General features: G+C 66.7%; 25 protein-coding genes. All 25 read left to right on the plus strand.

Annotation, left to right across the window (positions count from 1 at the left end):
• Positions 1 to 13: 13 nt before the first annotated feature.
• The 25 genes from ACZ3I4_RS02780 (at position 14) to rplR (ending at position 18,234) form a co-directional block, all read left to right on the plus strand.
• Positions 14 to 3,904 (plus strand): DNA-directed RNA polymerase subunit beta', encoded by a 3,891-nt coding sequence (locus ACZ3I4_RS02780; protein ID WP_465380114.1) that lies wholly within the window; start codon positions 14 to 16, stop codon positions 3,902 to 3,904.
• A gap of 105 nt (positions 3,905 to 4,009) precedes the next feature.
• Positions 4,010 to 4,321 carry a hypothetical protein gene (locus ACZ3I4_RS02785; RefSeq protein WP_465380447.1) on the plus strand — a complete coding sequence of 104 codons (312 nt, stop codon included), beginning with the start codon at positions 4,010 to 4,012 and terminating at the stop codon, positions 4,319 to 4,321.
• Between the two features lie 85 nt (positions 4,322 to 4,406).
• Entirely contained in the window at positions 4,407 to 4,835 is a 429-nt protein-coding gene (locus ACZ3I4_RS02790; RefSeq protein ID WP_465380115.1) for a hypothetical protein, read from the plus strand.
• A 396-nt stretch (positions 4,836 to 5,231) separates the two neighbouring features.
• Positions 5,232 to 5,606 carry a 30S ribosomal protein S12 gene (gene rpsL / locus ACZ3I4_RS02795; protein ID WP_014440718.1) on the plus strand — a complete coding sequence of 125 codons (375 nt, stop codon included), beginning with the start codon at positions 5,232 to 5,234 and terminating at the stop codon, positions 5,604 to 5,606.
• A gap of 1 nt (position 5,607) precedes the next feature.
• On the plus strand, positions 5,608 to 6,078 hold the full coding sequence (rpsG, locus tag ACZ3I4_RS02800; protein ID WP_041831882.1) for a 30S ribosomal protein S7: 471 nt from the start codon (positions 5,608 to 5,610) through the stop codon (positions 6,076 to 6,078).
• 87 nt (positions 6,079 to 6,165) lie between these two features.
• Complete coding sequence (fusA, locus tag ACZ3I4_RS02805; RefSeq protein WP_465380116.1) at positions 6,166 to 8,262, plus strand: elongation factor G; 2,097 nt, start codon at positions 6,166 to 6,168, stop codon at positions 8,260 to 8,262.
• A gap of 131 nt (positions 8,263 to 8,393) precedes the next feature.
• Positions 8,394 to 9,587: an elongation factor Tu gene (gene tuf, locus ACZ3I4_RS02810; protein ID WP_184953723.1), complete on the plus strand. Its 1,194-nt coding sequence runs from the start codon at positions 8,394 to 8,396 to the stop codon at positions 9,585 to 9,587.
• Positions 9,588 to 9,912: 325 nt separating this feature from the next.
• On the plus strand, positions 9,913 to 10,221 hold the full coding sequence (gene rpsJ / locus ACZ3I4_RS02815) for a 30S ribosomal protein S10 (RefSeq protein WP_007073037.1): 309 nt from the start codon (positions 9,913 to 9,915) through the stop codon (positions 10,219 to 10,221).
• A gap of 13 nt (positions 10,222 to 10,234) precedes the next feature.
• On the plus strand, positions 10,235 to 10,885 hold the full coding sequence (gene rplC / locus ACZ3I4_RS02820) for a 50S ribosomal protein L3 (protein WP_465380117.1): 651 nt from the start codon (positions 10,235 to 10,237) through the stop codon (positions 10,883 to 10,885).
• Positions 10,882 to 11,529, plus strand: coding sequence for a 50S ribosomal protein L4 (rplD, locus tag ACZ3I4_RS02825; protein ID WP_465380118.1), 648 nt, complete (start codon positions 10,882 to 10,884; stop codon positions 11,527 to 11,529). The genes rplC and rplD overlap by 4 nt, the downstream gene beginning before the upstream one ends.
• Positions 11,526 to 11,828 (plus strand): 50S ribosomal protein L23, encoded by a 303-nt coding sequence (rplW, locus tag ACZ3I4_RS02830; protein ID WP_465380119.1) that lies wholly within the window; start codon positions 11,526 to 11,528, stop codon positions 11,826 to 11,828. The genes rplD and rplW overlap by 4 nt, the downstream gene beginning before the upstream one ends.
• A gap of 14 nt (positions 11,829 to 11,842) precedes the next feature.
• Complete coding sequence (rplB, locus tag ACZ3I4_RS02835; RefSeq protein WP_097322774.1) at positions 11,843 to 12,682, plus strand: 50S ribosomal protein L2; 840 nt, start codon at positions 11,843 to 11,845, stop codon at positions 12,680 to 12,682.
• Between the two features lie 13 nt (positions 12,683 to 12,695).
• Positions 12,696 to 12,977 (plus strand): 30S ribosomal protein S19, encoded by a 282-nt coding sequence (gene rpsS / locus ACZ3I4_RS02840; protein WP_014440726.1) that lies wholly within the window; start codon positions 12,696 to 12,698, stop codon positions 12,975 to 12,977.
• A gap of 31 nt (positions 12,978 to 13,008) precedes the next feature.
• Positions 13,009 to 13,473, plus strand: a complete 465-nt coding sequence (gene rplV / locus ACZ3I4_RS02845) for a 50S ribosomal protein L22 (RefSeq protein WP_465380120.1) — start codon at positions 13,009 to 13,011, stop codon at positions 13,471 to 13,473.
• Entirely contained in the window at positions 13,473 to 14,330 is an 858-nt protein-coding gene (rpsC, locus tag ACZ3I4_RS02850) for a 30S ribosomal protein S3 (RefSeq protein WP_465380121.1), read from the plus strand. Before rplV ends, rpsC begins: the two co-directional genes overlap by 1 nt.
• Positions 14,331 to 14,333: 3 nt before the next feature.
• Positions 14,334 to 14,759: a 50S ribosomal protein L16 gene (rplP, locus tag ACZ3I4_RS02855; RefSeq protein ID WP_203379161.1), complete on the plus strand. Its 426-nt coding sequence runs from the start codon at positions 14,334 to 14,336 to the stop codon at positions 14,757 to 14,759.
• A complete protein-coding gene (rpmC, locus tag ACZ3I4_RS02860) occupies positions 14,759 to 14,992 on the plus strand; it encodes a 50S ribosomal protein L29 (protein WP_127499785.1) in 234 nt (77 codons plus the stop codon). Before rplP ends, rpmC begins: the two co-directional genes overlap by 1 nt.
• Positions 14,989 to 15,264 carry a 30S ribosomal protein S17 gene (gene rpsQ, locus ACZ3I4_RS02865; RefSeq protein WP_133873220.1) on the plus strand — a complete coding sequence of 92 codons (276 nt, stop codon included), beginning with the start codon at positions 14,989 to 14,991 and terminating at the stop codon, positions 15,262 to 15,264. Before rpmC ends, rpsQ begins: the two co-directional genes overlap by 4 nt.
• Positions 15,265 to 15,357: 93 nt before the next feature.
• Complete coding sequence (gene rplN / locus ACZ3I4_RS02870; protein WP_023358185.1) at positions 15,358 to 15,726, plus strand: 50S ribosomal protein L14; 369 nt, start codon at positions 15,358 to 15,360, stop codon at positions 15,724 to 15,726.
• The gene (rplX, locus tag ACZ3I4_RS02875; RefSeq protein ID WP_465380448.1) at positions 15,723 to 16,043 is read left to right on the plus strand and encodes a 50S ribosomal protein L24; all 321 of its coding nucleotides are present in this window, start codon (positions 15,723 to 15,725) and stop codon (positions 16,041 to 16,043) included. The genes rplN and rplX overlap by 4 nt, the downstream gene beginning before the upstream one ends.
• Positions 16,043 to 16,612, plus strand: a complete 570-nt coding sequence (rplE, locus tag ACZ3I4_RS02880; RefSeq protein WP_465380122.1) for a 50S ribosomal protein L5 — start codon at positions 16,043 to 16,045, stop codon at positions 16,610 to 16,612. The genes rplX and rplE overlap by 1 nt, the downstream gene beginning before the upstream one ends.
• A 2-nt stretch (positions 16,613 to 16,614) precedes the next feature.
• Positions 16,615 to 16,800 carry a type Z 30S ribosomal protein S14 gene (locus ACZ3I4_RS02885; RefSeq protein WP_014440734.1) on the plus strand — a complete coding sequence of 62 codons (186 nt, stop codon included), beginning with the start codon at positions 16,615 to 16,617 and terminating at the stop codon, positions 16,798 to 16,800.
• Positions 16,801 to 16,877: 77 nt separating this feature from the next.
• Positions 16,878 to 17,285, plus strand: a complete 408-nt coding sequence (rpsH, locus tag ACZ3I4_RS02890) for a 30S ribosomal protein S8 (RefSeq protein WP_253241748.1) — start codon at positions 16,878 to 16,880, stop codon at positions 17,283 to 17,285.
• A gap of 17 nt (positions 17,286 to 17,302) precedes the next feature.
• On the plus strand, positions 17,303 to 17,842 hold the full coding sequence (gene rplF, locus ACZ3I4_RS02895; RefSeq protein WP_465380123.1) for a 50S ribosomal protein L6: 540 nt from the start codon (positions 17,303 to 17,305) through the stop codon (positions 17,840 to 17,842).
• Positions 17,839 to 18,234: a 50S ribosomal protein L18 gene (gene rplR, locus ACZ3I4_RS02900; RefSeq protein WP_465380124.1), complete on the plus strand. Its 396-nt coding sequence runs from the start codon at positions 17,839 to 17,841 to the stop codon at positions 18,232 to 18,234. Before rplF ends, rplR begins: the two co-directional genes overlap by 4 nt.
• Positions 18,235 to 18,238: the final 4 nt, after the last annotated feature.

Genomic DNA, 18,238 nt, shown 5'->3' on the forward strand with positions numbered 1-18,238 from the left:
AGGGATAGACCAAGTGCTCGACGTCAACTTCTTCGACGAGTTGCGCATCGGCCTGGCCACCGCTGACGACATCCGGCAGTGGTCGCACGGCGAGGTCAAGAAGCCCGAGACGATCAACTACCGCACGCTCAAGCCCGAGAAGGACGGACTCTTCTGCGAGAAGATCTTCGGCCCTCAGCGGGACTGGGAGTGCTACTGCGGCAAGTACAAGCGGGTCCGGTTCAAGGGCATCATCTGTGAGCGCTGCGGCGTCGAGGTGACCCGGTCCAAGGTCCGCCGTGAGCGCATGGGCCACATCGAGCTGGCCGCGTCGGTCACGCACATCTGGTACTTCAAGGGTGTGCCGAGCCGGCTGGGCTATCTGCTCGACCTTGCGCCCAAGGATCTCGAAAAGATCATCTACTTCGCCTCGTACGTGGTCACGAGCGTGGACGCCGAAGCGCGTCACCGCGACCTGTCCACCATCGAGAACGAGATCTTCGCCGAGAAGCGCCAGTCCGAGAACAGCCGCGACTCGGAGATCGAGAAGCGTGCCGCGAAGCTGGAGCAGGACCTCTCGGAGCTCGAGGCCGAGGGAGCCAAGGCCGACGTGCGCCGCAAGGTCAAGGAGGCCGGCGAGCGCGAGATGCGCCAGATCCGTGACAAGGCGCAGCGCGAGATCGACCGGCTCGACGAGGTGCTCGACACCTTCCGCAAGCTGGACTCCAAGCAGCTGGTCACCGACGAGCTGCTCTACCGCGAGCTGCGGGACCGCTTCGGTGAGTACTTCACCGGTGGCATGGGCGCCGAGGCGATCAAGGCGCTGCTGCAGAACATGGACCTGGACGCCGAGGCCGAGAACCTGCGCGAGATCATTCGCACCGGTAAGGGCCAGCGCAAGATCCGTGCCCTGAAGCGCCTCAAGGTCGTCGCCGCGTTCCTCAACACCCGGAACTCGCCGCTCGGCATGGTGCTGGACTGCGTCCCGGTCATCCCGCCGGACCTGCGCCCGATGGTGCAGCTCGACGGTGGCCGCTTCGCGACCAGCGACCTGAACGACCTGTACCGCCGGGTCATCAACCGGAACAACCGGTTGAAGCGCCTGATCGACCTGGGCGCTCCCGAGATCATCGTGAACAACGAGAAGCGGATGCTGCAGGAGGCCGTCGACGCGCTGTTCGACAACGGCCGCCGCGGCCGGCCGGTCACCGGCCCGGGTAACCGCCCGCTCAAGTCGCTGTCCGACATGCTCAAGGGCAAGCAGGGCCGGTTCCGTCAGAACCTGCTCGGCAAGCGCGTCGACTACTCCGGCCGTTCGGTCATCGTCGTCGGCCCGCGCCTGAAGCTGCACCAGTGCGGTCTGCCCAAGCAGATGGCGCTGGAGCTGTTCAAGCCGTTCGTGATGAAGCGTCTGGTCGACCTGAACCACGCGCAGAACATCAAGTCGGCCAAGCGCATGGTCGAGCGTCAGCGGCCGGTCGTGTGGGACGTCCTCGAAGAGGTCATCAGCGAGCACCCGGTGCTGCTGAACCGCGCGCCGACCCTGCACCGCCTGGGCATCCAGGCCTTCGAGCCGCAGCTGGTCGAGGGCAAGGCGATCCAGATCCACCCGCTCGTCTGTACGGCGTTCAACGCCGACTTCGACGGTGACCAGATGGCGGTGCACGTGCCGCTGTCGGCCGAGGCGCAGGCCGAGGCCCGGATCCTGATGCTCTCGTCGAACAACATCCTCAAGCCGGCCGACGGCAAGCCGGTCACCATGCCGACCCAGGACATGGTCATCGGCCTCTACTACCTGACGCACCAGACCGCTGGGGCCAAGGGTGAGGGCCGGGTCTTCAGCTCGGACGCCGAGGCTCGGATGGCGTTCGACAACGGCGAGCTGCACCTCCAGGCGACGGTCAAGATCCGTCTTCGTGAGGTCATCGGGGTCGACAACGGGGCCAAGGGCCCGGCGTGGACTCCGCCGGAGGACTGGACCGAGGACCAGCCGCTGCTCGTCGAGACCACTCTCGGCCGGGTTCTGTTCAACGAGACGCTGCCCCCGGGCTACCGCTTCGTGAACTACGAGATCCGTAAGGGTCAGCTGTCGGCGATCGTCAACGACCTCGCCGAGCGCTTCCCCAAGGTCAGCCTCGCGGCGACCCTGGACGCGCTCAAGGAGGCCGGCTTCCACTGGGCCACCTGGTCCGGTGTGACGATCGGCATGGGCGACGTCATCGGGCCCCCGCGCAAGCCGGAGATCCTGCAGCGCTACCAGGTCGAGGCGGACCGGATCGACAAGCAGTACCAGCGTGGTCTCATGACCGCCGAGGAACGTCGCGGCGAGCTCATCGAGATCTGGACCAAGGCCACGAACGAGATCTCCAAGGAAATGGAGAACTCGCTGCCGCACGAGAACCCGCTCTGGGTCATGATCAACTCGGGCGCCCGCGGTAACCTGCTGCAGCTCCGGCAGATCGCCGCGATCCGTGGCCTGGTGGCCAACCCCAAGGGTGAGATCATCCCGCGGCCGATCACCTCGTCGTACCGCGAGGGTCTGACCGTGCTGGAGTACTTCATCTCCACCCACGGTGCTCGTAAGGGTCTGGCCGACACCGCGCTGCGTACCGCCGACTCGGGTTACCTGACCCGTCGTCTGGTGGACGTCTCGCAGGACGTCATCATCCGCGAGGAGGACTGCGGCACCGACCGCGCGATTCCGATGCAGGTGGGCGAGCGCGAGGCGGACGGCACCCTGGTCGTGCACGTGCACGCCGAGACCGGTGTGCACGCTCGTACGCTGGCCGACGACATCAAGGACGCCAACGGCAACCTGGTCGTCCCGCGCGGCGCGGACCTCAACTCGATCCTGGTCGACCAGCTGGTCGCCGCCGGTGTCGAGAACGTCCGGGTCCGCTCGGTGCTGACCTGTGAGTCGAAGCTCGGCGTGTGCGCGGCCTGCTACGGCCGCTCGCTGCCGACCGGCAAGGGCGTGGACATCGGTGAGGCGGTCGGCATCATCGCCGCCCAGTCCATCGGTGAGCCGGGCACGCAGCTGACGATGCGTACCTTCCACACCGGTGGTGTCGCGGGTGAGGACATCACCCAGGGTCTGCCGCGTGTGCAGGAAATCTTCGAGGCCCGCGTGCCCAAGGGCAAGGCGCCCATCGCCGACACCCCGGGACGCATCCGCATCGAGGACGGCGAGCGCTCGCGCAAGATCATCGTGGTGCCGGACGACGGCAGCGAGGAGATCGTCTACGACAAGATCTCCAAGCGTGTCAAGCTCCGGGCCCACGACGGCGACCACGTCGGCGTCGGCGAGAAGCTGACCGAGGGCACCATCGACCCGCACGAGCTTCTGCGGATCATGGGTCCGCGGGCGGTCCAGGTCCACCTGACCTCTGAGGTCCAGGAGGTCTACCGCTCGCAGGGTGTGCTCATCCACGACAAGCACATCGAGATCATCATTCGCCAGATGCTCAAGCGGGTGACGGTCATCGACTCGGGCGCGGCGGAGTTCCTGCCGGGCGTGCTGGTCGACCGGGCGCTGTTCGAGTCGGAGAACCGCCGGCTCGTGGGCGAGGGTGGCGAGCCTGCCGCCGGTCGTCCGGTGCTCATGGGTATCACCAAGGCCTCGCTGGCCACCGACTCCTGGCTCTCCGCGGCCTCCTTCCAGGAGACCACCCGGGTGCTGACCGACGCGGCGATCAACTCGCGTAGCGACTCGCTCGTCGGCCTCAAGGAGAACGTGATCATCGGTAAGCTCATCCCGGCCGGTACCGGTATCTCCAAGTACCGCAACATCCGGGTCGAGCCGACCGAGGAGGCCAAGGCCAAGGTGTACTCGATGACCGGGTACCCCGAGACCGACTACGGCTTCGGGCCGGCCAGCGGGCAGGCCGTGCCGCTGGACGACTTCGACTTCGGGTCGTACCGCTAGAGGCAGTCAGAACGCCCCGGGGCGGTCGCGCAGTGCGCGGCCGCCCTTCGGGCTTTCTAAGATGGTCTGGTGACCCTTCCCGCGACCGTGCCGGCCCGCCACCCGATGGATCCCGATCCGGAGCCCTCGTCGAAGGCGCGTGCGGTCTTCGCGCTCGGCCTGGTGGGATTCCTGACCGGCGCGTTCGTGGGTGGTGTGATCCCGGCCACCATCGCGCTCCTGCTGGCCCGGCAGACGGCCCGGCAGGCGTACGAGGCCAAGGGTTATCTGACCGGCTCGGCCTGGGTCCGGCGGGGTCGCCGGCTGGCCTGGGCCGGCATCGTGCTCGCGCTCACCTCGCTGGTCATCGCGTCGATCGCCGGTCTGCTGCACCTGGCCGGTTCCGGGGGTTCGGACTTCTCACCGGGCACCGACTGAGGCGGGGGTGCGGCCGCCCCCGTACGAGTGACATGCTCTTGATATGACGGTCCCGCCCCCGCCGCAGGTGCCCTACCCTCCGGCGGTGCCCCCTCCGCCGCCTTCGGGCCGCTGGCGCCCGGAGCGGGTCGACGCGATGCCCGGCACCGAGTTCGGTCTGGTCCAGTTGCGGGTCGAGCCGATCACCTCGGGCCTGGCCATCGGCTCGTTGATCGCCGGCATCGGGTCGATCCTGGCCTCGCTGCTCGTGCTGTGCTTCGGTGTGGCCGGGTCGTCGGCCGGCTGGGGAGGCATCGTCTCGGGCGCTTTCAGTCTGCTGAGCGTGCTGGTCGGCGGGGGAGCGATCGTGCTCGGTGTGGTGGCCCGCCGGCAGATCCGCCGATCGGGTCACACCGGGCAGGTGCGGTTCACCGGGCCCGGGCTGGGCATGTCGGGGATCGTCTGCGGATCCTGCGGCGCGGGAATGGCACTACTGTTCCTGGCGTTGGCTCTGGTGCTGCAGATTTCTGCCTGAGGCCGGATCCGGCACCGCGGCGTTGCTTCCGTGAGGCACCCGGTACACTTGTATCGGAGATATCCGTCGCGCGGTGCCTGGGCTCATTTTGACCTGGGTGCTCGGGGTGGGTAATCTTTCCCCTCGTGCCCGGGCTTGCCCGGGCAACTCGTGCGTGTGCCCGAGTCCGCGTCAAGCGACTTGGCGGTGCTACGCCGAGACGATGCCCCCATCGGGGTGTCGACCAAGACAAGACCCGGTGCGCGTTATCCAACGCGCGGCGGGACCGTGAGCCGGACGACACGCCCGACCGCGGGTGCCGGTCAGTCCTCCCGAATGGGGGATCGACCAGCACACAGAGGCATACACAAGACGGTGCGGCCGCCTAGGAGCGGCCGAAGGGAGCGGAGAAACCCGGTGCCCACGATCCAGCAGCTGGTCCGCAAGGGCCGCCAGGCCAAGACGAGCAAGACCAAGACGCCGGCGCTGAAGGGTAGTCCTCAGCGGCGCGGCGTGTGCACGCGCGTGTACACCACCACCCCCAAGAAGCCGAACTCTGCGCTGCGCAAGGTCGCTCGTGTGAAGCTCAGCAGCCAGATCGAGGTGACGGCGTACATCCCCGGTGTCGGTCACAACCTGCAGGAGCACTCGATCGTGCTCGTGCGAGGCGGTCGTGTGAAGGACCTCCCGGGCGTCCGCTACAAGATCGTCCGTGGTTCGCTGGACACCCAGGGTGTCCGCAACCGCAAGCAGGCTCGCAGCCGTTATGGCGCGAAGAAGGAGAAGAGCTGACATGCCGCGCAAGGGCCCTGCTCCGCGCCACCCAGTGGTCGCGGACCCGGTATACAACTCGCCGCTGGTGACCCAGCTGGTCAACAAGATCCTGGTCGGCGGCAAGCGTCAGCTCGCTGAGCGCATCGTGTACGGCGCCCTCGAGGGCTGCCGCGAGAAGAGCGGCACCGACCCCGTGGTGACGCTCAAGCGCGCCATGGACAACGTCAAGCCGACCCTCGAGGTCCGCAGCCGCCGCGTCGGTGGCGCGACCTACCAGGTTCCGGTCGAGGTCCGCACCCCGCGTCAGACCACTCTCGGTCTCCGCTGGCTGGTCCAGTACTCCAAGGCCCGCCGCGAGAAGACCATGATCGAGCGTCTCCAGAACGAGCTGCTCGACGCCAGCAATGGCCTCGGTGCCGCCGTCAAGCGGCGCGAGGACACCCACAAGATGGCGGAGTCCAACAAGGCCTTCGCGCACTACCGCTGGTAAGACCCCGCTGCCGGCCCGGCAATCGCCGGGCCACAGCGCAAGTCGTACCGCTCCACGAGACGACGACGAAGAAAAGTAGGGATTGAAGTGGCCGCCGCAGACGCGCTCGCCAACGTACGCAACATCGGCATCATGGCGCACATCGATGCCGGTAAGACCACGACTACTGAGCGAATCCTCTTCTACACCGGTATCACGTACAAGATCGGTGAAGTTCACGATGGCGCCGCCACCATGGACTGGATGGAGCAGGAGCAGGAGCGCGGTATCACGATCACTTCCGCCGCCACCAAGTGCGAGTGGAAGGGCCACACGATCCAGATCATCGACACGCCCGGCCACGTCGACTTCACGGTCGAGGTGGAGCGGTCGCTGCGTGTGCTGGACGGTGCGGTGGCGGTCTACGACGGTGTGGCCGGCGTGGAGCCCCAGACCGAGAACGTGTGGCGCCAGGCGGACAAGTACCACGTTCCCCGGATGTGCTTCGTCAACAAGCTCGACCGGACCGGTGCCGACTTCTTCCGCTGCGTGCAGATGATGATCGACCGGCTGAACGCGACCCCGCTGGTTCTGCAGATCCCGATCGGGCTCGAGGGCGACCACATCGGCGTCGTCGACCTGGTCGAGATGCGCGCCCTCACCTGGCGTGGCGAGACCAAGATGGGCGAGGACTACGCGATCGAGGAGATCCCGGCCGACCTGGTCGACTCCGCGAACGAGTGGCGCGAGAAGCTGATCGAGACCCTGGCCGACGTCGACGACGCGGTCATGGAGAAGTACCTCGAGGGCGAGGAGCTCTCGCGGGACGAGATCAAGGCCGCCATCCGGCGCTCGACGATCGCCAGCAAGGCCAACCCGGTGCTGTGCGGCTCGGCGTTCAAGAACAAGGGCGTTCAGCCCATGCTCGACGCCGTGATCGACTACCTGCCGTCGCCGCTGGACATCCCGGCCATCGAGGGCACCGCCACCGACGGTGAGACCCCGATGCTGCGCAAGCCGTCGAACTCCGAGCCGTTCTCCGGCCTGGCGTTCAAGATTCAGACGGACAAGCACCTCGGCAAGCTGACCTACGTCCGGGTCTACTCCGGCACGCTCGACTCCGGTTCCCAGGTGGTCAACTCCACCAAGGACCGCAAGGAGCGGATCGGCAAGATCTACCAGATGCACGCGAACAAGCGTGAGGAGCGCGCCACCGCGCAGGCCGGCGACATCATCGCCGTCCAGGGTCTCAAGCAGACCACCACCGGTGACACGCTCAGCGACCCGGCCAACCCGGTCATCCTGGAGTCGATGACCTTCCCGGAGCCGGTTATCCAGGTCGCCATCGAGCCCAAGACCAAGTCGGACCAGGAGAAGCTGGGCACCGCGATCCAGCGTCTGGCCGAGGAGGACCCGACCTTCCGCGTCTTCAACGACGAGGAGACCGGGCAGACCATCATCGCCGGCATGGGCGAGCTTCACCTGGACATCCTGGTGGACCGCATGCGCCGCGAGTTCAATGTCGAGGCGAACATCGGTAAGCCGCAGGTGGCCTACCGGGAGACGATCCGCGGCACGGTGGAGAAGTACACGTACGTCCACAAGAAGCAGACCGGTGGCTCCGGTCAGTACGCGAAGGTCGTCGTCACTCTTGAGCCGCTGACGCTCGAGGCGGACGGCCCGACCTACGAGTTCGTCAACGCCGTGACCGGTGGCCGCATCCCCCGGGAGTTCATCCCCTCGGTGGACGCGGGTGCGCAGGACTCCCTGCAGTACGGCGTTCTCGCGGGCTACCCGCTGGTCGGCGTGAAGTTCACGCTGGTCGACGGTCAGTACCACGAGGTCGACTCGTCCGAGATGGCGTTCAAGATCGCCGGTTCCATGGCGATGAAGGAAGCGGCCCGCAAGGCCGACCCCGCGCTGCTCGAGCCGATGATGTCCGTCGAGGTCACCACGCCCGAGGACAACATGGGTGACGTGATCGGCGACATCAACTCGCGGCGTGGCATCATCCAGTCGATGGAGGAGCGTTCCGGCGCCCGCGTCGTCAAGGCGCTGGTGCCTCTCTCCGAGATGTTCGGCTACGTCGGCGACCTTCGGTCGAAGACGGCCGGCCGGGCGAGCTACAGCATGCAGTTCGACTCCTACGCCGAGGTCCCTCAGGGCGTCGCGAAGGAGATCATCGCCAAGGCAACAGGTGCCTGATACCTGCGCTTGATCGATGAGGCGCGTGCGGTCCGTCGAGGGCCGCACGCGCACGAGCAGTCGACAGAGTCCCCATCGCCTTATCGGGCGTGCCGGGCGAAAGTAATTCCACAGTCCACAGGAGGACACAAGTGGCGAAGGCGAAGTTCGAGCGGACTAAGCCGCACGTCAACATCGGCACCATTGGTCACATTGACCACGGTAAGACGACGCTGACTGCGGCCATCACGAAGGTCCTGCACGACGAGTACCCGGACCTGAACCCGTACACCCCGTTCGACGAGATCGACAAGGCGCCGGAGGAGAAGGCCCGCGGCATCACGATCTCGATCGCACACGTCGAGTACCAGACCGCGGCGCGTCACTACGCGCACGTGGACTGCCCCGGCCACGCTGACTACATCAAGAACATGATCACCGGTGCCGCCCAGATGGACGGGGCGATCCTGGTGGTTGCCGCGACCGACGGCCCGATGCCGCAGACCAAGGAGCACGTGCTCCTGGCCCGCCAGGTCGGCGTTCCGTACATCGTCGTCGCCCTGAACAAGAGCGACATGGTGGACGACGAGGAGCTCCTCGAGCTCGTCGAGCTCGAGGTTCGCGAGCTCCTCAGCACCTACGAGTTCCCGGGTGACGACCTGCCGGTCGTGCGGGTTTCCGCCCTCAAGGCGCTCGAGGGTGACAAGGAGTGGACCGGCAAGCTCCTCGAGCTGATGAACGCGGTCGACACCGCGATCCCGCAGCCCGAGCGCGAGACCGAGAAGCCGTTCCTCATGCCCATCGAGGACGTCTTCACGATCACCGGTCGTGGCACCGTGGTCACGGGTCGCGCCGAGCGCGGCATCCTCAAGCCGAACGAGGAGGTCGAGATCGTCGGCATCCGCGAGAAGTCGACGAAGACCGTCTGCACCGGCATCGAGATGTTCCGCAAGCTGCTCGACGAGGCCCGCGCGGGTGAGAACGTCGGTCTGCTGCTCCGCGGCATCAAGCGCGAGGACGTCGAGCGCGGCATGGTCGTCGTGAAGCCGGGCACCACGACTCCGCACACGGAGTTCGAGGGCCAGGTCTACATCCTCTCAAAGGAAGAGGGCGGCCGGCACACCCCGTTCTTCCAGAACTACCGCCCGCAGTTCTACTTCCGCACCACGGACGTCACCGGCGTCGTCACGCTGCCCGAGGGCACCGAGATGGTCATGCCGGGCGACTCCACCAGCATGTCGGTCAAGCTGATCCAGCCGATCGCCATGGAGCAGGGCCTGAAGTTCGCGATCCGCGAGGGTGGCCGCACCGTCGGCGCCGGAACGGTCACGAAGATCAACGTCTAAGGGCCGCTGACCCCGATTAGCATTGCCGGCGACAATCCGGCATACTAGTCAGGTTGCGTCCGAGCGGGGTGGTCAGCTGCCTTGTGCAGCTGGCCACCCTCGCCGGGTGTCTGGGTGTGTTTCTGAGCCACCCGACGGGCGGTGAGAAGCCCGGGGCACCTCAAGATCCCCGCGATCTGGATGGCTGCTGTGCGCAGCTTTCTGAGGCACAGCGCGACACGCCCGACCGCGGGGGTCGGACAACGCAGGATCAACGGTCCTGCGGGCATGCGAGAGCCACCGCTTTCGCACGTAGCGGCATCGAGAGAAGGAAACAGAAGCCACCATGGCGGGACAGAAGATCCGCATCCGGCTCAAGGCCTATGACCACGAGGTCGTCGACTCCTCGGCTCGGAAGATCGTCGAGACGGTGACGCGTACCGGGGCGCAGGTTGCTGGCCCGGTGCCGCTGCCCACGGAGATCAACCGTTTCTGCGTCATCCGCTCGCCGCACAAGTACAAGGACTCGCGCGAGCACTTCGAGATGCGCACGCACAAGCGGCTGATCGACATCATCGACCCGACTCCCAAGACGGTCGACTCGCTCATGCGCCTCGACCTGCCGGCTGGCGTCGACATCGAGATCAAGCTGTAGGGATCTGCGACTGATGGACAGGCAAGTTAAGGGGATCCTGGGCGCCAAGCTCGGCATGACTCAGATCTGGGACAACAACAAGGTCGTCCCGGTGACCGTGGTGCAGGCCGGCCCTTGCGTCGTGACCCAGGTCCGCACAAATGAGAAGGACGGCTACGCGGCTGTCCAGCTGGCATTCGGCGCGATCGACCCGCGGAAGGTCAACAAGCCCGAGGGCGGCCACTTCGCCAAGGCTGGTGTCTCGCCGCGGCGTCACGTGGTCGAGCTCCGCACGACCGACGCCGGCGAGTACGAGCTCGGCCAGGAGGTCACGGTCGACACGTTCCCGGTCGGCACCGCGATCGACGTCACCGGCAAGACCAAGGGCAAGGGCTACGCCGGCGTCATGAAGCGGCACGGCTTCCACGGTCTGAAGAGCAGCCACGGTGTCGAGCGCAAGCACCGCTCGCCCGGTTCGATCGGCGCCTGCGCGACTCCCGGCCGTGTCTTCCGCGGTACGCGGATGGCGGGCCGCATGGGGAACAAGCGCTTCACCGTGCAGAACCTGACCGTGCAGGCGATCGACCTCGACAACAACATCATCCTCGTCAAGGGTGCGGTGCCCGGGCCCAAGGGCTCGCTGATCCTGGTCCGTACCGCAGCGAAGAAGGGCGGTGCCAAGTGAGCTCGGTTGACGTGATCAACATTGAGGGCAACAAGGCCGGCTCGGTCGAGCTGCCGGACTCGGTGTTCGACGTCCAGGCCAACATCCCGCTGATGCACCAGGTCGTCGTGGCCCAGCTGGCCGCCGCCCGTCAGGGCACGGCCAAGGCCAAGACCCGCGGTGAGGTCGCCGGTGGCGGCAAGAAGCCGTACAAGCAGAAGGGCACCGGTCGCGCCCGTCAGGGCTCGATCCGCGCTCCTCAGTTCACCGGTGGTGGCGTCGTGCACGGTCCCGTGCCGCGCGACTACAGCCAGCGGACCCCCAAGAAGATGAAGGCCGCCGCCCTGCGTGGCGCCCTCTCCGACCGGGCCCGCGACGGCCGCGTGCACGTGGTCGAGGCGTTCGTCAACGGTGACAAGCCGTCGACCAAGGCCGCGATCGCCACGCTGCGCAAGGCCACCGAATCCACCAAGGTCCTGGTCGTGCTGAGCAGCACCGACGAGCTGAACTGGCTCTCGCTGCGCAACGAGACGACCGTGCACCTGCTCGAGGCCGGCCAGCTGAACACGTACGACGTGCTGGTCGCTGACGAGGTGGTCTTCACCAAGGACGCGCTGGACGAGTTCCTGGGCGTACGGGCGACCGCCGAGGGGGAGAACAAGTGAGCACCATCGCCGACCCGCGCGACATCATCTTCAAGCCGGTCGTCTCCGAGAAGAGCTACAGCGTTCTCGACCAGAACTGGTACACGTTCCTCGTGCGCCCGGACGCGAACAAGACCGAGATCAAGATCGCGATCCAGCAGATCTTCAACGTCCGCGTCGTGACGGTGAACACCGCGAACCGCGAGGGCAAGCGCAAGCGCACTCGCACCGGCTTCGGTCAGCGCAAGGCGACCAAGCGCGCGATGGTCAAGCTGGCTGACGGTGACCGCATCGAGGCCTTCGGCGGCCCGGTCAGCTAAGGGGTTTGTGAACAATGGCTATCCGTAAGTACAAGCCGACCACGCCGGGCCGTCGCGGCTCCAGCGTCGCCGACTTCGCCGAGCTGACCCGGTCCACGCCGGAGAAGTCTCTGCTGGTTCCGCTGCCCAAGAAGGGTGGTCGCAACGTCCACGGCCGCATCACCACGCGGCACCAGGGCGGCGGCCACAAGCGGCAGTACCGGCTCATCGACTTCAAGCGGGTCGACAAGGACGGCGTGCCGGCCAAGGTCGCTCACATCGAGTACGACCCGAACCGCACCTCCCGCATCGCACTGCTGCACTACGCCGACGGCGAGAAGCGCTACATCCTCGCGCCGAAGGACCTGAAGCAGGGCGACCGCGTCGAGTCCGGCCCGGGCGCGGACATCAAGCCGGGGAACAACCTTCCCCTGCGCAACATCCCGGTCGGTACGACGGTCCACGGTGTGGAGCTTCGTCCCGGCGGTGGCGCCAAGCTGGCCCGCTCGGCCGGTGTCGGTATCCAGCTGCTCGGCCGTGAGGGCGCGTACGCCACGCTGCGTATGCCCTCCGGTGAGATCCGCCGGGTCGACATCCGTTGCCGCGCCACGGTCGGCGAGATCGGCAATGCCGAACAGTCGAACATCAACTGGGGCAAGGCCGGCCGCATGCGCTGGAAGGGCAAGCGCCCGACCGTCCGCGGTGTCGCCATGAACCCGATCGACCACCCGCACGGTGGTGGTGAGGGTAAGACCTCCGGTGGTCGCCACCCGGTCAACCCGGCTGGTAAGCCCGAGGGCCGTACCCGCCGCAAGGGCCAGGAGAGCGACAAGCTGATCGTTCGCCGCCGCTACGCCACCCGCAAGCGCGGGTAACGGGAGTTAGAAGATGCCACGCAGCCTGAAGAAGGGCCCGTTCGTCGACGACCACCTGATCAAGAAGGTGGAAGTCCAGAACGAGAAGAATTCGAAGAACGTCATCAAGACCTGGTCGCGGCGCTCGACGATCATCCCCGACATGCTCGGGCACACGATCGCCGTGCACGACGGGCGCAAGCACGTCCCGGTGTTCATCACCGAGGCCATGGTCGGCCACAAGCTCGGCGAGTTCGCTCTGACCCGTACGTTCAAGGGTCACGAGAAGGACGACCGCAAGAGCCGTCGTCGCTAGTCAGTCCACGGATAAGAAAGGGGTCACAGCGATGCCAGTAAAGAACGACGCACCGGCGCTTCCGGGCAGTCGTGCGGTTGCGAAGCACGTCCGCATCTCGCCGAACAAGGCACGCCGTGTGGTCAACCTCGTCCGCGGTCTGCCCGCGAAGGAGGCTCTGACCGTCCTGCAGTTCGCGCCGCAGGCCGCGAGCGAGCAGGTCTACAAGGTGCTCGCGAGCGCGATCGCGAACGCGGAGAACAACGAGCGGCTCGACCCCGACGCACTCCTCGTGAGCGAGGCGTTCGTCGACGAGGGTCCGACGCTCAAGCGGTTCCGTCCGCGGGCGCAGGGCCGGGCTTACCGGATCCGCAAGCGCACCTGCCACATCACGATCGCCGTCGAGGCGGTCCAGGTCGCCCGGCCGGCCAAGAAGGCTGCCGCGGCGAAGAAGGCGACGCCGGCCAAGAAGGCTGCGCCGGCCGCCGAGACCCAGACGACGGAGGAGTCCGAGTAATGGGCCAGAAAGTTCACCCCACCGGATTCCGTCTCGGTATCTCCACCGACTGGAAGTCGCGGTGGTTCGCCGACAAGCTCTACAAGGACTACATCGGCGAGGATGTCAAGATCCGCCGCATGATGTCCAAGGGCCTCGAGCGTGCCGGCATCTCCAAGGTGGACATCGAGCGGACCCGTGACCGGGTCCGGGTCGACATCCACACCGCCCGGCCCGGCATCGTCATCGGCCGTAAGGGCGCCGAGGCGGACCGGATCCGCGGCGAGCTCGAGAAGCTCACCGGCAAGCAGGTCCAGCTCAACATCCTCGAGGTGAAGAGCCCGGAGTCGGACGCTCAGCTGGTGGCGCAGGGCGTCGCCGAGCAGCTGTCCTCCCGGGTCAGCTTCCGCCGGGCGATGCGCAAGGCCATGCAGTCGGCCATGAAGAACCCGATCTGCAAGGGCATCCGGGTGCAGGTTTCCGGCCGCCTGGGTGGCGCGGAAATGAGCCGCACGGAGTTCTACCGTGAGGGTCGCGTTCCGCTGCACACGCTGCGCGCGAACATCGAGTACGGCTTCTTCGAGGCCCGTACGACGTTCGGCCGCATCGGCGTGAAGGTCTGGATCTACAAGGGCGACGCCGTGCCCGGCCGCGAGGCCGTGCAGGAGGCGCCCGCTCGCCCGCGCCGCGACCGCGGTGACCGTCCCGAGCGTCCGCGCCGTGGCCGTTCCGGTTCGTCCGGCACGACCGCGGGTGGCACCGAGGCCGGCCGTGCGGCCGCGCAGGCGCGGGGTGGCGACACCCCGACCGGCGAGAACACGAACGACGCCGCGGTCGCCGCGGCTCCGGCGCAGGCCGAAACGCAGCAGGAGGGCTGACAAATGCTGATGCCGCGTAAGCCTCCGAAGGGCTTCCGCAAGCCGCACCACCCGGACCGCCACGGCGCGTCCAAGGGCGGCACGCGGGTCGTCTTCGGCGAATTCGGTATCCAGGCGCTCGAGCCCGCGTACGTGACCAACCGGCAGATCGAGTCGGCTCGTATCGCGATGACCCGTCACATCAAGCGTGGCGGCAAGGTCTGGATCTCGGTCTTCCCCGACAACGCTCTGACCAAGAAGCCGGCCGAAACCCGCATGGGTTCCGGTAAGGGTTCTCCCGAGTGGTGGGTTGCGAACGTCAAGCCGGGACGCATTCTCTTCGAGATGTCGTTCCCGAACGAGACGATTGCGCGCGAGGCGATGCGCCGCGCGATCCACAAGCTCCCGATGAAGTGCCGCATCGTGACACGCGAAGTGGGTGAAAGCTGATGGCAGCGGGCGTTAAGGCAGCCGAGCTGCGCGAACTCTCCGGTGAGGAGCTTGTTTCGCGGCTGCGGGAGGCCAAGGCGGAGCTGTTCAACCTTCGCGTGCAGGGCGCGACCGGCCAGCTCGACAATCATCGTCGACTGCAGGTCGTCCGCAAGGACATCGCGAAGATCTACACGATCATGCGTGAACGTGAGCTCGGGCTCTCGGTTGCGCCGGATGAGGTGACAGCATGAGTGACGAGAGCACGGCCACGGTCCGCGCGAACCGCAAGGTTCGTGAGGGTCTGGTGGTCAGCGACAAGATGGACAAGACCGTCGTCGTCGAGGTCGAGGACCGTGTCAAGCACGCCCTCTACGGCAAGGTTCTGCGGCGCACCCGCAAGCTCAAGGTGCACGACGAGCAGAACGCGTGCGGCGTCGGCGACCGGGTTCTGCTCATGGAGACCCGTCCGCTGTCGGCCACCAAGCGGTGGCGTGTCGTGGAGATCCTCGAAAAGGCCAAGTGAGTGCGGCTGGGCCGGCTCCGGCCGGCCCGGCCCACCATCGTTCCGCCAAGCTTCGGTCACTGACCGGAGAACTGGCAGACATAGGAGACAGACGTGATTCAGCAGGAGTCGCGACTGCGCGTCGCTGACAACACGGGTGCCCGGGAGATCCTGTGCATCCGCGTGCTCGGCGGCTCCGGTCGCCGTTACGCGAGCATCGGCGACGTCATCGTGGCCACGGTCAAGGACGCCATTCCGGGCGCCGGTGTCAAGAAGGGTGACGTCGTCAAGGCGGTCATCGTTCGCACCGCCAAGGAACGGCGTCGTCCGGACGGCTCGTACATCCGCTTCGACGAGAACGCTGCCGTCATCATCAAGGACGGCGGGGACCCCCGCGGTACTCGCATCTTCGGCCCGGTCGGCCGCGAGCTGCGCGACAAGCGGTTCATGAAGATCATCAGCCTGGCGCCGGAGGTGCTCTGACCGTGAAGATCAAGAAGGGCGACACGGTCGTCGTCATCGCCGGCAAGGACAAAGGTGCCAAGGGCAAGGTCATCGCGGCCTACCCGAGGCAGGACAAGGTCCTTGTCGAGGGCGTCAACCGCGTCAAGAAGCACGAACGCATTCGCACCACCCAGCGTGGTTCGAAGACCGGTGGCATCGTGACCCAGGAAGCCGCGGTCCACATCTCGAATGTGCAGATCGTGGACGACCAGGGCAAGCCGACCCGCGTCGGCTACCGGATCGACGAGAACGGCAACAAGGTCCGTATCGCGCGTACGACCGGTAAGGAACTCTGATGACTGCCGCCACCGAGACCAAGACGCTGCCCCGCCTGAAGCAGAAGTACCGCAGCGACGTACTCAGCGCGCTTCAGGAGCAGTACAACTACGGCAACCCCATGCAGGTTCCCGGCCTCGTGAAGGTCGTCGTGAACATGGGTGTGGGCGAGGCCGCCCGCGACGCCAAGCTGATCGACGGCGCCGTGCGCGACCTGACCACCATCACCGGCCAGAAGCCGCTCGTGCGGCGGGCGACCAAGTCCATCGCGCAGTTCAAGCTGCGTGAGGGCATGCCGATCGGCGCGAAGGTCACCCTCCGCGGCGACCGGATGTGGGAGTTCCTGGACCGGCTGCTGTCGATCGCGCTGCCGCGTATCCGCGACTTCCGCGGTCTCGACGGGCGCAAGCTCGACGGCCACGGCAACTACACGTTCGGTCTGACCGAGCAGTCGGTGTTCCACGAGATCGACCAGGACCGGATCGATCGCCCGCGGGGCATGGACATCACGGTGGTCACGACCGCCAAGACCGACGACGAGGGCCGGGCGCTGCTCAAGCTCCTGGGCTTCCCGTTCAAGGAGAACTGAGCATGGCTAAGAAGGCGCTGATCATCAAGGCGGCCGCGAAGCCGAAGTTCGCCGTGCGTGCCTACACCCGCTGCCAGAAGTGCGGTCGCCCGCACTCGGTCTACCGCAAGTTCGGCCTGTGCCGGGTTTGCGTGCGGGACATGGCCCACCGTGGTGAGCTGCCCGGCGTTTCCAAGGCTTCCTGGTAACCGATAGCAACACCGCTTCGCCGTAGGCCCGCGACACAGACCGTGGGAACCCCGGCGAGAAAGGTTGACGAACACCCATGACGATGACGGACCCGATCGCAGACATGCTGACGCGTCTGCGTAACGCCAACCAGGCGTACCACGACAAGGTGACCATGCCCTTCTCGAAGATCAAGGCGAACATCGCCGAGGTCCTCAAGGCTGAGGGATACATCGCCTCCTGGACGGCTGAGGAGCCCGAGGAAGGCGCCGTCGGCCGGCGTCTGGTCGTTGAGCTCAAGTACGGCCAGAACCGCGAGCGTAGCCTCGCCGGTATCAAGCGCGTCTCGAAGCCCGGTCTCCGGGTTTACGCCAAGTCCGAAGAGCTCCCCCGGGTGCTCGGCGGCCTGGGCGTCGCGATCATTTCGACGTCCCAGGGGCTGCTGACCGACCGGCAGGCCCGCAAGCGGAGCGTTGGCGGGGAAGTCCTCGCCTTCGTCTGGTAACTGGAGACTGAGAAACCATGTCGCGAATCGGACGTAAGTCGATCCCGGTCCCGGCCGGCGTCGATGTCACCATCACCGGCCAGACCGTCAAGGTCAAGGGCCCCAAGGGCGAGCTCTCGCACACCGTCGCCGAACCGATCACGGTCGAGCAGGACGGCGCCGAGCTGCACGTCAACCGCCCCAATGACGAGCGCAGGGCCAAGGAGCTCCACGGCCTCTCCCGTACCCTGGTCGCCAACATGATCGTCGGCGTCACCGAGGGCTACAAGAAGACGCTGGAGATCAACGGCACCGGTTACCGGGTCACGGCCAAGGGCAAGGACCTCGAGTTCGCCCTGGGCTTCTCGCACCCGGTCAACGTCGTGCCGCCGACCGGCATCAGCTTCACGGTCGAGCGCCCGACGCAGTTCACTGTCGCGGGCATCGACAAGCAGCTCGTCGGCGAGGTCGCCGCCAACATCCGGAAGATCCGCCCGCCGGAGCCCTACAAGGGCAAGGGCGTCAAGTACCAGGGCGAGGTCATCCGCCGTAAGGCCGGAAAGGCAGGTAAGAAGTGACCGCCACGCTGCTCAAGCGTCGCAATGGCGCGGGTGCCGCCGCCAAGCGGGCTGTCGGAAAGGCGCGTCGGCACTTCCGGGTCCGTCGGAACCTTCGCGGTACCGCCGAGCGCCCCCGTCTGGTCGTCACCCGGTCCACGCGGCACATCACCGCGCAGATCATCGACGACCTCAAGGGCCACACGCTGGCCTCGGCCTCTACCCTCGACACGTCCCTGCGGGGCACCGAGGGTGACAAGAGCGCACTGGCCGGCAAGGTCGGTTCGCTCCTCGCCGAGCGGGCCAAGGCCGCGGGCGTGTCCAAGGTCGTCTTCGACCGCGGTGGCAACAAGTACGCGGGGCGTATCGCCGCGCTTGCCGATGCCGCTCGCGAAGCCGGACTCGAGTTCTAGGAGG

It is taken from the genome of Actinoplanes sp. NPDC021490 (assembly GCF_055562135.1).